Origin of the sequence: Roseofilum sp. Guam (assembly GCF_017746735.1) — a bacterium.
In the GTDB taxonomy this organism is placed as follows: Bacteria; Cyanobacteriota; Cyanobacteriia; order Cyanobacteriales; family Desertifilaceae; genus Roseofilum; species Roseofilum reptotaenium.
Window position 1 is genome coordinate 19878 of record NZ_JAGHZN010000024.1, and the last position, 13432, is coordinate 33309.

Here is a 13432-nt window from a genome sequence, read left to right on the forward strand (position 1 = left end):
TGGATTGTTTCATCTAATTTGAGGCATTAGATTTCATTTGTAGTGAGGGATTGATCCCTCTCCAGCTAGGCTTTTAACCACTCTTCGTGCTTACTACAAACAAAGCCCTATTTTAGGTGAAACAGTAGCGCAGAGTGTAGGTTGGGTTTCACGATAGTGAAACCCAACCTACACTCTACTTAACCTCATTACCGCGCGAAGCGCTATCATGCCAAAAAATCGTAGGGAGGAATCGGATCGCTCAGGTTCAAATCCCAATCTGGGCAAAGTTCTTGCCAGGTGAAGAGGTGTTCTTCTAAGAGCGATCGCCCATCTTTCTGTGCTAACCAAAACAGTTGCCATTTATCCTCTTGGGGTTCGGGAATAACAGCCTCTGGATATAATGCTAGCACTTGTTCTGTCAGCGTTTCCCATTGTAAATTTTGCTGGTTCTGATACTCTTGCTGCTGCTGATATCGTTGTTTCTTCGCTAGAAAATAGGCTTTTCCCTTTTGTCCCTTGTCTAAAAGCGGAAGCTCTAGAGGCTTGGGAAATGCCTTTAAAATATATTCCCCTTTTCCGTCTAAGGTATTGAGGGTTTTTAGATACTGGTCTTGATGGGTGGTAAGATGCTCTTCCAGGGCGGCGCGATCGCGAAAACAATGGTAAAACTTCAGAGGTAAAATCGTGGTTTTGGCAAATAAATCACAGACCACAACCCCATAATGAAGATAAGCTTGTTCTAGAAGGCGATCGTCTTGCACCAGCGCTTCCATTTTAGTTGGCGATAGTTGTGGCTCAGTAATCGCAGCTAACGTCCCAGTCGCAACCACCTCCAAATCTCCAACCAATCCTGGAGGCAGTTCTAGAGGTGTTTCTGGCGTTTTAATTAAAGCGTAAGTATACATGATTGTCCATAACCCATCCCCGCGATCATACCCTTGCCAGGAACCTCACTAACGATACACCGTCTAATTGCACCAACCTGTAACAGGGTTTAATTTTTAATTCCCTCCACACTTGGCCCGGAAAAAGAGACAGGTTACCGTAGAACAGAGCAAAGTCCTTACCAAGACCTTCGCCAATTGTTAAGCTCAGTGAAACCCAACCTACGGGACAAGGGCGAAGGGATTGCTTAACCCACAACGATATTATTATGTCTAAATTAGTTGAACGGATTAATCTCACTGCCCATGCTCAGTTAGAAAAATCTCTCGGTTATACAGGCGATCGCCGTTGGGTTGCCTGGCACTGGGATAGCGATATTGGGCAACTGATGTATAGTGATGGGGATGATGTCGGAGCGGGTCAGGCGATCGCCTGGCAAGTCTTTCTCCAACATGCCGAAGTCGATCCCATCGTTGAACCCTACCATCTCGAACAAGAAGAAAATTGGCTGCTGCTTGACCGCACCTCCCGCCAGTTTTATGTCGGTGAAGGTCAAGCGATTCAAAGCTTACTCGATAACCCAGAAAGCTTACGCCTACTCGCCCAGCTTGATGGTAATACTAACTCCATTCAAGATACCGCAGATACGGTCAAACAAACGTTCAATCAGTGGAGTCAATCAGACGCAGGACGTTTATTAAAAACAGTTCTGCCTGTAGGTGTGGGAATGGTACTGATCGCTGGACTTGGATTGGCCGCTTGGACGTGGCTTAAACCGAGACTGCAAGAACAACTGAGCCAAACGGTTACCCGCACCACCTTTGCTCCAGGTTATAGCTGTGGTATTGGAGGAACCGGTGATTTTTCGGGCTATGTAGCTCATGAAGTTGGCGATAATGCTCCGCATCGCTGGCGCGATCACGAATTACACTTAATTAGTATCTATGAAGCTCATTGGGATCATAGTGGAGCTTATCATCCTACCGGACAAGTGGATATCCAGGTTGAAAGACGCGATCGGCCCATCACCCTAGCCCTCTCTGCTTATGAACCCGTACAATGGCATCTCAGCACTGCTCCTGGGGTGAAAATCGAGAAAATTATCATTAATGGCTATTACGATCAAACCATTGTTGGTGCAGAAGGCATTCCCATCGAAGAATACAGTTATCACCAAACTGGAAATATGTTGGGCATGATTCACTACAATTGGGGTGAAGCTTCCGCCACTGCCAATAGTCAATCCTTAGTCGCTCAATTACAAAACCGGACTCAAATTCCCCTCACTTCTTTCCAAGGCTGTTACCGCGGAACCAGCTTTGAACTGAAATAAATATCCCTCTTTGGTCATCCCCTTCTTCGCTTTGGGAGAAGGGAAATCACCCTACATACTTGGTGGTAGAACATGTACTAAAAGCTAACATAGTATTACTATCAACAACTAAATAGACTTTAAGGGGTGGGATTAGGACAAATAGAATGAACTGCATTAATTTCTGCAATAATTTCTTGAGATATTTGAATTTCGATGGTATTAATATTTTCTTGCAATTGCTCCAGGCTAGAACATCCAATAATGGTACTGGTTACAAACCAACGCGAACGAACAAAGGCTAGAGCCATTTGCAAGGGAGTTAAGGCAAACTTTTGAGCGATCTTAACGTAAGCAGATACAGCTTTTTCAAAATTTGGCTTCTGATATCTTTGATCAAATCCAGGAAATAATTTTAATCTTGATTTTGGGGGAATTGTCTGCATATATTTTCCAGTCAGATGACCAAAAGCCAACGGGCTATACGCGAATAATCCCAGTTTATGAAAGCGACAACTTTCCGATAAATGTATTTCAAAAATACGATTAGTTAAATTATAGGCATTTTGAATAGCAACAACTTTCGGCAACTTCAATTCTTTGGCAACACGACAAAATTCACAAACTCCCCAAGGGGTTTCATTGGATAATCCCACATAACGAATTTTACCAGCTTTTACTAAATCGCTGAATACTTCTAGCTGTTCCGCAATCGGAACCGTTTCTCGTTCATGGGAAGGGTTATAATGGATTTCCCCAAATACTGGGACATAGCGATCGGGCCAATGAATATAGCATAAATCAATATAATCTGTTTGTAAGCGGCGGAGACTTTCATTAATAGCTTGTTCAATATTAGTACGATCGACCCGGCGATTTTTGCCACGAATCCAGGGAAATCGCGGCCCAGCTCCTGCGACTTTAGAAGCAATAATTAATTGATCTCTAGGTTGGTTAACTAACCACTGACCAATCGCACTCTCACTGTTCCCCTGAGTTTCAGCATTACCCGGCAGTGGATAGAGTTCAGCCGTATCAATAAAATTAATTCCTTGAGAAACAGCATAATTTAATTGCTGATGAGCTTCCTGTATGGTGGTTTGACTCGCAAAGGTCATCGTTCCCAAGCACAATTCAGATACAGATAAATTGCTATGACCTAATGGATGATACTTCATTAATTTAATCCCGATTGACTAATAAAGTTTACCACCAGACAAGTACAGGTAATAGGACTCAAGGGGTGATAAGAAGGCTAAAGAGGAAATATGTTAGGCATGATTCTGTAGGGGCGAAAAATTTTTCGTCCTTACAATCATCTCAATCCCCATCTCTCCCCATCCCCATTTCTTTATGCCGATCGCCGCAATTGACTTTCTTGCAGGTGATGCATATGGTTAAATAAATCCCAACAATACTGTTCCGGCAATCCACAAGTAACTGCACCGCGCATTACTACATTAAAATACCAATCATTTGGCGCTAATTCTTTTGGCAATTTATCTACCACCACATAGGTACGCACATCTTTATAAAGCTTATCTTGACAATAAACTTCTACTGTTTCATGGCGATATCCATTGCGGGGAATTTCTTCGCGAATATCGAGTAACTCACTAAAGCGCAAAGGCAATCGATAAAGTACCCCTTCCACTGATTTGTCCGTATCCGGAACCACATCGAGAGCGCCACAATTACGTTTTAAGGAACGACGATAAAACCCAAGTCGATATCCGCGCAACGTAGCTTGACCAATAACATAGGGATAGGTTGGTTCTCCCAGGGTGCGCTGAAGATCTACAGGACACATGCATGACCCATAGGCAAAGTAGTCAAAATACTCGACTTCTGAGTTCTCGGATGGGATTGAATGGACTAAATGGAGTTTATCACTTGCTGAAAATCTAAAATGTTTGCCTTGAACAGTCATTGTTGTTTACAGTTTATATAACCTAAATATTGCTAGGGAGTATAGCAAAGGAGATTATATAGAGCAATACCATAAAGTATCTTGAGGTACGCATTCACATTAGGAAATCATTAATTTCTCTAAGGCAACTTGCAGCTCCTGTGTTAAGCCGGAAACGGCTTGGCGGCGGCTATTTCTGTACTCTGTCCATCGGTCATCAACCCATAGGGGTTCCCCCACAGTTAAAGTTGTTTCTAACCTCCCTAAATTGGGGTGACCATCAACTTTTCCTGTTTTAATCCAGGTAATCACTTTCCACAAAATTAATAACGTTTCGGCAAATCGTTCAGCAGTCGGTTTTTCTCGCACATATTTGCCGGTCACCGCACAAACGCGCTCCACCATTCGCATATGGCCCATGCGTAAACTGGCTTCTTCGGCGACCCAATTACCTAACCCACATTCAACCGCTGACAAACTGTCAATGTCTGAGCGATAAATACGCTCCCAACCCGCTTGTTCTAAGCGCCGACACCGATCGATAAATGATCCTTTTGGTTGGGTTTTGAAGTAACGTTCAGAGACCTGAAGGGCATTTTCGAGGAGTCGGTTTAGGCGTTGTGAAAGGTTTTGATTGGGATCTTCTAAGTCTGGTAATTCTTCAAATTTGACATCATAAAATTGGCGGTAAAAGGATTCCATTAAGGAGAGTAAACTTTGACCAACTCTCAGCAGTCTAGGGTAACGGGATTCGGTTACATCATCTGGGAAATTGCTGGTAAAGGGGGGTAAGCCTAAATCTTGTTCGAGTTCATTTAAAAGCCGATCCAATTGTTCCCATGGCGGTTGGGTGAAAGAGTAACGAATGCCAATGGGAAGAATGGCTACTTTTTCGGGACGATTGGCTTTTTGTAAATCTTCTACACACCAAAATCCGAGTTGGGCAACTCCCGGTTCTAAGGGGCTGATGAGTTCACTGTGGTCGTTAACGCCTCCTTCTGGAGCTAAGGTGAGGGGAAAACGACCATCGAAGAGTAAGGAGCGGGCACATTTTAAGCCTTCGCGGTCGAGTTTTCCACGCTGGATGGATGTCCCTCCAAGTTGGGAAAAGAGGGTACTGACGAATTTGCCGGCCCAAATGGGAATGCCGCGATCGTACATGAAGTGAGTATGAACGGGGTATGTTAGGGGTATTTTATGCTGTTTGGCGGCTTGGGGTACGGCTCTCCAGAGTAAATGGGCCATGGAATAGGGGTCGTAGGTACTGGGATGGCGAAAGGCTAGGATGAGACGGATCTGCTGTTGCTGAAATTGATGATAGAGCTGGGCTAAGGTAACGGTTTTCTGGGTGTTAATTTGACTGATTTTACATTGGGTGCGTAACCACAAGGGCAGAATGAGTTGTACTCCTTTGAGGATGAGAGGGTTGAATTGCGGGGGGATATGTTCTAGAGGAGGTTGGATGCGATCGGTGATGGATTCAGACATGGTGCTGGAATAGGGTAAGCTTAAGGTTTCTGAAGTGCAAAGAGCAGGAGTTGGCAATTGTAGTAGCGATCGCATAATCCTAAATTGGTCATTCCTAACCGTTGGGTAACGGCAACAGAACGATGGTTTTCGGGATGGATCGTGGCATAGAGAGTAGCCAGATTGAGGATATTAAAGCTATAGTTAACGATGATTTTAGCTGCTTCTGTGGCATAGACCTTGCCCCAACAGGTTCGGCGTAATTGCCAAATCATGGCCGGATCACTATAGCTCTCAAAGGCTTCTAGGGCATCCCGATCCGGATTCCAGTTGTCCATAAAGAGGCGATCGGACTCTAAACATTGGTTAATCATATTGTCCTTATGAAACGAAACCTTACTACTGACCCCAATAGGTTATCCAGAAAATCAGGAATAACGCCTAACTCTAATGTAGACTAACCTTGAGTGCCCGTAAATTTGTATCATGCTGCTATTGGTTTGCGAATCACTTGATACCCGGTTGATAGTATCTCTTATGATAAACTAACTTAAACTTAAAACTCACTCCCACTCCAGTTCCTCTAACCTAACTCACCTGATTTTATGTCCTATTCAGAACGCCTTCTAGAAAAAGGAAATACCCTCACTCGTGTTGCTCATAAATCCCGCTTTCAAGCTGTTCTTAATGCGCTGGAAAATCAAAAGTATCCCTGTGCCCTAGATTACGGATGTGGCGATGGATGGTTGCTGCGATCGGCCTATGAGCAAGGATTCATTCAATCAGGTTTTGGCATTGATATTTCTGCCGATATGCTCACCGCTTCTCAAGAAACTTTAAGGGATATTCCTGGATTCAAATTAGGGCTACCCTCAGAAACCAATAGCCTCATTCTTCCTCAAAGTCTAGATCTGGTGTTCTGCACTGAAACCTTAGAGCATGTCCCCGATCCTTCGGCTATTCTCAACACGATTTTACCCCTGTGTAAACCCAACGCCAAAATCGTAATTTCAGTTCCTATTGAAGTTGGACCTTCCTTATTTGTTAAACAAACGGGACGCTATCTGGCGAACCTAAAAGGTGGGTATGGGTATGAGCGATACACGCCCCAGGAACTCTTTTCGGCTGCTATTCTTTGGGATTGCAAAAGCTTCCCCTCATCCCATGCCCAAAAATCCTCCTATCGCGCCCACAAAGGGTTTGATTATCGGGACTTAGAATCCTTGCTTAAAAATAGACTTACCCTTGAAAAGAAAATGTTTTCCCCCTTTCCTATTTTCGGTAACTTATTTAACAGTACTGTGATTTGGATCTGCCAAAAATAAGCGATAAAATCGATTGATGTAGAAGACTGAATCAATCTGATCATAAATTTTGCTTTTTATGAAAAATTTCCACCTCTTAAACTCCAAAAAATCCTATCGAATTCCTCTAGCCATTTTAGCTATTTTCCTCATAACTGAAACGATTCTTAGGCTGGGTTTAGGCTTAGGAAAACCAGCTCTCGTGCAAGCTGATAGTCAAACAGGATACCGTTTTCAACCCAATCAGCACTTATGGCGGTTTGGTAAAACTATTATTTATAATCAATATTCTCAACGATCCGATCCGATCAATCTGGAAACACCCCCAGAAACCCTAAGAATTTTGATGGTTGGTGATTCTGTTTTAAATGGTGGTAATCCTATCGATCAATCAGAAATTATTTCTGAACAGCTTAAAGAGAAACTAGAGACATCTGGATATTCCCTGGAAGTTCTTAATGCTTCCTCTGGGTCTTGGGGATTGGGGAATCAATGGGGATATTTGCAAAAATTTGGTCTTTTTGACAGTGATTTGGTGATTTTACAAATTGGAGTCCATGATTTAGTTCAACCCACGAGTACCAGTGATACGGTCGGTTCAATTTACTTTCCGGATCACCCTCCTCCGTTGGCGATTTCAGAGGCTTGGAGTCGGTATGCTTGGCCCAGAATCACCGGTTATATCCCCTTAAATACACCCAGTTCAGAAATTCCTAAATTACAACTTCAACCCCAAGAACAGTTTGCTGAAAATATGAAGTTTTTTCAGGAAATGGTTCGGTTTATTCGCGCACAAAATATTCCTGTTATGGTGCTATTTACTCCCAACCGCTTTGATCTACTCCCCACACCTAAAACTCCACCTTACCAGCAAGAATTTTTTTCTCTTTTAAACTCACAAAGTATTCCTGTCATTGATGTCTATGAAGCTTGGTCTACCTTAACGCCATCAGCCATTAATAGCCTGTTTCGGGATAGCGTACATCTCAATGAACAAGGTAACCAAGCTGTTGCAACTCTCATTTGCCAACATCTACAACTTGGCAATCAGTTGCCATCCTGTATTAAATAAATTATCCTAAATCGAGCGCTTTTAACTGGAATTGGGAAAAGACAGTGTGAAGTCTACCATAGCCCACACAAAGCAACCCAAGCAAAGAGATTTAAACCTTATCCTTGTTGAGGAGGATTCTAAATTGTATCGCTCTTTTACTCAGAATCTAAGCGTAATCAATACGAGCCAAAATGGTAAAAAGGCATCCTATTCAACAAGGTTGTCCATATTAACTCAGTATTATCCCCCGGATTATGCAGCTACGGGTCAACTGATTGAAGAACTAGCTCATCAACTGGGTCGCCAGGGAATGAAAGTTCATATTTTTACTGGACAGCCAGGATATGCCTTTGGTCAAGAGGACGCACCGACGTTAGAAGAAGATGAGCATTTATCCGTTCGGCGATCACGTACTACGCGAATTTTATCACAACGCATCCGAGGAAAAGCGATCAATGGGATTATTTTCTGTCTACGGGCTGGACTCCACTTACTAAAAACAGCCAGTCGCGGAGATATCTTATTAGTAACGACTGCCCCACCCTTCTTACCTCTATTAGGATATTTAGCTAACCTCTGTTTTGGTGTTCCCTATGTTTGCCTCATTTATGATCTCTATCCAGATGTAGCTGTAGAACTCAAAGTAGTTTCCAGAACCCATAAATTAGTCCGTCTTTGGAATCAGGTCAATCGTTTAGTTTGGCGCAGAGCTAAATCAGTGATTGTTCTCAGTCCAAGCATGAAAAACCGAGTGCTTGCACAATGTCCAGATATTGCCGAGCGTGTAGCTGTGATTCACAGTTGGGCAGACCCCCATCATATTGCCCCTATCCCTAAAGAAGAAAATTGGTTTGCCCATCAACATAATCTAGTCAAAAAGTTCTGTGTTCTCTACTCAGGAAATATGGGACGCTGCCATGATATAGATACCATTATTTCTACAGCGCAACACCTCAAAGATGAACCCATCCAATTTGTATTTATTGGCAATGGTGCTAAATATCAAGCCTGTCAGGAGCAAGCCAGGATTTTGGGCTTAAATCAGATTACTTTCTTACCCTATCAAGATAAAGAATGCTTACCCTACTCTCTGACTGCCTGTGACCTATCTTTAGTTAGCATTAGTCCAGGTATGGAAGGCTTAGTGGCTCCCAGTAAACTCTATGGAATTCTAGCTGCTGGCCGCCCAGTAGCTGCGATTTGTGAACCCCATTCCTATCTGCGTCAAATGTTATCAGAAGTCAATTTTGGACAAGCATTTGACAATGGAGATTCTCAAGGATTGGCCCAGTTCATTCGAGAACTAGCGGCTAATCGGGAAAGAGCTGAGTTTATGGGTTGTCAAGGTCGTCGTTATCTCGAAACTCACTTTACCCCAGAACGCATTGCCCAACAATATGGAGAGGTTTTAACGGTTAATCCAGAATGGCAACTGAAACTCAATAGGGGAAAGCTCGTGAAATTCAAAGAGTTTTAGGTTTCTCTCTAAAACCCAACCTTCCCAAACATCAACCTACAAGTTTATTGAGGGTTGATGTCTTGTTGATCTCAATTAATCTTAAATTACTTGGTCTTCGTTGGGCATATAGTTGCGATAATAGTAATCTACACCCGAACCAAACCCTTTAACCCCATTAGCGATAATGCCAAGCACCGATACATAGGACATTTTCAGGTTATCTAAGACTTGGTTGAGTTCAGAACGTCCTGTTTTTCCTAGGGCAACGACTAACAGAATGCCATCTGAACGCTTGGCGAGAAGACTACCATCCGCTAACCCGAAGCTAGGAGGAGTATCATAAATAACTAAATCATATTCCGTTTGGAATTGTTCGATCAGATGCTGCATTTTGCGAGAAGACAATAGCTTGATCGGATCGGGGGGGACTTGACCTGATGTGAGTATATAAAAATGATCTTCAACGGCATGAATAACATCACGGGGGTCAATTTCACTGGTAATAATATTGCTTAAGCCCCTCAAATTGGGTAGCCCTAAGCGGGTATGGAGAATAGGATGACGTAAGTCTGCATCAACGAGCAGTACCCGTTGACCCATGGCAGCGGCTGACCGAGCTAAATTGACCGATACGGTGGATTTCCCTTCCATGGGTAAACAGGAGCTAATGACTAGGGAACGAATAGGAGTATCCGAACTGAGAAAGCGAATATTGGTGTATAAGGAACGGAAGGACTCTAAGAAGGGAGACGAGTTATAGTAAGTGCCCTTAGAGCCTAAACTGAGATTAAGAGGACGTTTTGGCGCTTGCTCTGGAGTAGGTTCATGGTCGGAACCGGCCGCAACTTTAGCTCTCATGCTTTCTGGGGCACTAATGGGTTTCAAGCCCCGTTTAAAGGGAATAATCCCCAATAGGGGTAAACCAGTCAAATCTTTGAGGTCATTGGTGGAGTGGAAGGCATTATCGAGTTGTTCAGCCAGTAAGGCCGCACCTAATCCCATTAAGGTTCCAGCGAACAGGCCTAAGACTAAATTGCGGGGAACATTGGGGGAGATGGGCGCTCCAGGTTGGAAGGGTTCAGAAAGAACTTCCCAAGATACAGATTTTTGGGCTGCCTCTAATTGTAGGGTTTGTCGAGTTTCGAGTAGTCGGGCTAGGCTTTGGGTCGCGACTTCTAGTTTCAGTTGAATATCAGTATATTCTCTGGCCAAACCGGGAATAATTGAAAATTCTTCTTTGAGTCGATTTTCAACTTGTACTAAGGCAGACAAGCGAACTTGTAGCACCTGAATTTGATTGGTTGTGTCTACCAATTGTGTACTCAAGCCGACGGAAATAGGAGTCAATTGCCCGCCATTGCTGGGGATCGGTTGATCGCCCACGACCTGTTGAGCTTCTCGATCAATTAGGGGTAACAGATTTTGTCGTTGCTCTAAGAGGGCTTTAATATTGGGACTATCCGGTTGAAAACGAACAGATTCTTCGGCAATTTCGGTTTCTATTTCTAGCAGTTGATTGAGCAGTTGTTGGTATCGAGAGGATTCACTAAGGGCTGCTCCTGCTAAGGCTTGTTCTGGAGACGCTCCTAATTGTCTTTGCAAGACGACATAGAGAGATTGGAGTTCTGCGAGTTGGGCTTGTGCTTCTTTTTGCTGCTTGTTAATGTCGGTGAGTAAGCGAGAGATGTCATTCCCTCTAAATTCTGGGTCAATAACGCTATGTTGTTCTCGGAAGGCTTCTAATTCTGCTTGGTATGAGTTAACTTGTTCTCGGATGACTGGCAGTTGTTCTTCTACAAATTGCACGACTCGTTGGATACTCAATTGGCGCAGTTGGATACCATACAGGGAATATCCTTGGAGTAAGGTATCTAAAACATCTTTTATTTTTTGGGGATCAGAGCCTTGGAAGGAGATATTTAAAATCTTGGTGTATCGATCCTGGTCACCGATCGCCTGTTGAATCGTCAAATTACTGACCAATTCCCCATAGGTCATATCAGGATAGGTTTGTTGCATATCTCGCACCAGGGGTTCGAGAAGAGTTGGAGATCGCAACACTTCAATTTGAGTTGCATAATCAAAGCTCGGCCCCAACCCTAACCGTAATAATTCCTTAGAGTTATCATCTTCTGAAATTGGTTCAACCAACATACGGAAATTCGATTGATAAACCGGGGTACGGGTAAGTGTCCAGCCCCAGATGCCTCCGGTGACGGCGATCGCCACTCCAACCAGCGCCAGCCAACGTCTACGAGCAATGACCAACAACTGTTTCGGATCAAATTCCTCCGTCTCCGATGCCTGGGGAAGAGCAGGAATGGCAACTGGATAAGGCTTATATCCGTTGTGACCATTGCCATTATGGCCATTACCATTGTGGCCATTGCCGTTTTGATTAGATTTAGGGGGAGTACCAGCTTGCATGGATTCAAAACCTCTCAATTGACAGCAGTGTAACAGTAAAACTGATGGCTGAGGAGCATGATTTTATCAATTAAAACAAATCATTAAATAAACGATTCACCGTTCTGGGAATCGAAAAGATGTTACCTACGGTTCCTAAGATACTAAAGACTGGACTTACGGCATTGCCCAATTCAGCTACACGGGATGGGGATACAATAATTGTATCGTTATTACGCAAAGCTGGATTATTCCCTTCGTCTAGCGCTCGGCTAAAGTCAATGGAGACTTCTCGCTTGGTGACCGTCCCATTGGGATTCAGGCGGATTAATTCCACTGAACGTTCTCTGGCATTGTTATTAAATCCTCCTGCCGCTAATAAAGCCTGGGCTAAGGGGGTATTCGGGAGTACTTCTACTCTACCCGGTCTGATGACTTCTCCAACAATATTAATGTTAATCACTTCTGGGGAAAAGCTGGTTGAAGCTAGTTCCGTAGCTTCATCTGGACTCAGTTCAGTGGCCGTGCCAATGACAATGGTATCCCCTTCTTGGAGGGGCATATCCTGGCGCAAATCGCCTTCTTGAAGGAGTTTCCACAAATCCACATCAACAATTTGCTCTTTTCCTGATTTGGTTAACCGGCGCACTTGAATATTGCGAATATCAGCTTGTTCTGTGATGCCGCCGGCTGATTGAATAGCCGCAGTCACAGTAACATCGTTCTCTTCTGAGTTATTGTTGATGGTATAGGGGCCCGGTCGATTTACTTCACCGACGACTGCAATTTTTAAGGGGCCTGAGTCTGCACCTGCAAAGCTGGCATTCGCTAAAATACTACTTTCTTGTAAATCTACATCTGTGGCAGTCGGAATAAAGAGACTATCGCCATCTCTTAATAAGAGGTCTTGACTTAGATCGGCAGTTTGTAATAACCTCCATAAGTCTACTGTAATGATCTGATCGCTGTCTTGTTGACTGGAACGAGAGCGACGGATTTGAATCCTGCGGATATCCGCTGCTTGGGTAATTCCTCCAGCTAAATCAATTACACGAGTGACGGTTGGTAAAGCAACTTCTTCATTTCCATTTAAGGACATGGAGTATACGCCAGGACTATAGACTTCTCCAGCTATGCCCACTTTCACAGGACGTACACTGATTAAGCTGAGGGTAACAATGGGGTTCCGCAGATAGCGAGACATAACGGTCGCTATTTTATCCGATGCTTGAGGAAAGGTTAGCCCCTGAACTTGCACTGCACCTACAACGGGTAAATTGAGGGAGCCATCGGATAAAATCAAAAATTCGCCGCTATATTCAGGAACGTTAAAGATATCAACTTTTAGCCGATCGCCTGCTCCGAGGGTATAGCCTTCATCTACGGGTAAGGAAGTGGGGACGGGGGCAACTGGACTTTGAGCTAAAACAAGGGTGGGGAAGCTACCCCAGGTCAGACAACCGGCCAAGGCGATCGCCCCAGAAGATCGTATCCATGTTACCCATATGTTTTTTCTCTGCTTTGTTTTTAACGGACTTAATCGTTTTGGTTCTTGAGCGATCGCCTTTGCCATTATCAATTTAGCCATATATGCTTTTTTTAAAATTCAACTCTATACTATTGGAGATATAGTTTAACACTCAACACCTTCTGG

At 43.7% G+C, this 13432-nt stretch carries 11 protein-coding genes; 4 read left to right on the forward strand and 7 right to left on the reverse strand.

Features of this window, described 5'->3' with window-relative positions:
• Positions 1-206: 206 nt before the first annotated feature.
• Positions 207-887, reverse strand: a complete 681-nt coding sequence (locus J7529_RS11060) for a GvpL/GvpF family gas vesicle protein (protein WP_318729004.1) — start codon at positions 885-887, stop codon at positions 207-209.
• A 248-nt stretch (positions 888-1135) separates the two neighbouring features.
• On the opposite strand from J7529_RS11060, the gene J7529_RS11065 reads away from it, so the two are divergent.
• Positions 1136-2200, forward strand: coding sequence for a hypothetical protein (locus J7529_RS11065; protein WP_318729005.1), 1065 nt, complete (start codon positions 1136-1138; stop codon positions 2198-2200).
• Positions 2201-2319: 119 nt separating this feature from the next.
• Here the strand turns inward: J7529_RS11065 and J7529_RS11070 are convergent, their stop codons facing one another.
• The 4 genes from J7529_RS11070 to J7529_RS11085 all read right to left on the reverse strand — a co-directional run bounded on the left by J7529_RS11070 (position 2320) and on the right by J7529_RS11085 (position 5929).
• A complete protein-coding gene (locus J7529_RS11070; protein ID WP_318729006.1) occupies positions 2320-3357 on the reverse strand; it encodes an aldo/keto reductase in 1038 nt (345 codons plus the stop codon).
• A 173-nt stretch (positions 3358-3530) separates the two neighbouring features.
• Complete coding sequence (locus J7529_RS11075; protein ID WP_318729007.1) at positions 3531-4109, reverse strand: gamma-glutamylcyclotransferase; 579 nt, start codon at positions 4107-4109, stop codon at positions 3531-3533.
• A gap of 99 nt (positions 4110-4208) precedes the next feature.
• A complete protein-coding gene (locus tag J7529_RS11080; protein ID WP_318729008.1) occupies positions 4209-5576 on the reverse strand; it encodes a hypothetical protein in 1368 nt (455 codons plus the stop codon).
• A 20-nt stretch (positions 5577-5596) separates the two neighbouring features.
• Positions 5597-5929 (reverse strand): GNAT family N-acetyltransferase, encoded by a 333-nt coding sequence (locus tag J7529_RS11085; RefSeq protein ID WP_271940386.1) that lies wholly within the window; start codon positions 5927-5929, stop codon positions 5597-5599.
• Positions 5930-6160: 231 nt separating this feature from the next.
• Here J7529_RS11085 and J7529_RS11090 point away from each other — a divergent pair, with 231 nt between their 5' ends.
• The 3 genes from J7529_RS11090 to J7529_RS11100 all read left to right on the forward strand — a co-directional run bounded on the left by J7529_RS11090 (position 6161) and on the right by J7529_RS11100 (position 9390).
• Positions 6161-6880: a class I SAM-dependent methyltransferase gene (locus tag J7529_RS11090; protein WP_318729009.1), complete on the forward strand. Its 720-nt coding sequence runs from the start codon at positions 6161-6163 to the stop codon at positions 6878-6880.
• Positions 6881-6938: 58 nt separating this feature from the next.
• A complete protein-coding gene (locus tag J7529_RS11095; RefSeq protein ID WP_318729010.1) occupies positions 6939-7931 on the forward strand; it encodes an SGNH/GDSL hydrolase family protein in 993 nt (330 codons plus the stop codon).
• 202 nt (positions 7932-8133) lie between these two features.
• Entirely contained in the window at positions 8134-9390 is a 1257-nt protein-coding gene (locus J7529_RS11100) for a glycosyltransferase family 4 protein (protein ID WP_318729011.1), read from the forward strand.
• Between the two features lie 81 nt (positions 9391-9471).
• Here the strand turns inward: J7529_RS11100 and J7529_RS11105 are convergent, their stop codons facing one another.
• Both J7529_RS11105 and J7529_RS11110 read right to left on the reverse strand, forming a co-directional pair.
• Positions 9472-11799 carry a polysaccharide biosynthesis tyrosine autokinase gene (locus J7529_RS11105; RefSeq protein WP_318729012.1) on the reverse strand — a complete coding sequence of 776 codons (2328 nt, stop codon included), beginning with the start codon at positions 11797-11799 and terminating at the stop codon, positions 9472-9474.
• Between the two features lie 70 nt (positions 11800-11869).
• Entirely contained in the window at positions 11870-13366 is a 1497-nt protein-coding gene (locus J7529_RS11110; protein WP_318729013.1) for an SLBB domain-containing protein, read from the reverse strand.
• Positions 13367-13432: the final 66 nt, after the last annotated feature.

Coding starts and splice junctions, on each gene's coding strand:
- J7529_RS11105 (WP_318729012.1), bottom strand. CDS start 11,799: ATGCAAGCTGGTACTCCCCCTAAATCTAATCAAAACGGCAATGGCCAC.
- J7529_RS11075 (WP_318729007.1), bottom strand. CDS start 4,109: ATGACTGTTCAAGGCAAACATTTTAGATTTTCAGCAAGTGATAAACTC.
- J7529_RS11080 (WP_318729008.1), bottom strand. CDS start 5,576: ATGTCTGAATCCATCACCGATCGCATCCAACCTCCTCTAGAACATATC.
- J7529_RS11065 (WP_318729005.1), top strand. CDS start 1,136: ATGTCTAAATTAGTTGAACGGATTAATCTCACTGCCCATGCTCAGTTA.
- J7529_RS11110 (WP_318729013.1), bottom strand. CDS start 13,366: ATGGCTAAATTGATAATGGCAAAGGCGATCGCTCAAGAACCAAAACGA.
- J7529_RS11085 (WP_271940386.1), bottom strand. CDS start 5,929: ATGATTAACCAATGTTTAGAGTCCGATCGCCTCTTTATGGACAACTGG.
- J7529_RS11095 (WP_318729010.1), top strand. CDS start 6,939: ATGAAAAATTTCCACCTCTTAAACTCCAAAAAATCCTATCGAATTCCT.
- J7529_RS11070 (WP_318729006.1), bottom strand. CDS start 3,357: ATGAAGTATCATCCATTAGGTCATAGCAATTTATCTGTATCTGAATTG.
- J7529_RS11060 (WP_318729004.1), bottom strand. CDS start 887: ATGTATACTTACGCTTTAATTAAAACGCCAGAAACACCTCTAGAACTG.
- J7529_RS11090 (WP_318729009.1), top strand. CDS start 6,161: ATGTCCTATTCAGAACGCCTTCTAGAAAAAGGAAATACCCTCACTCGT.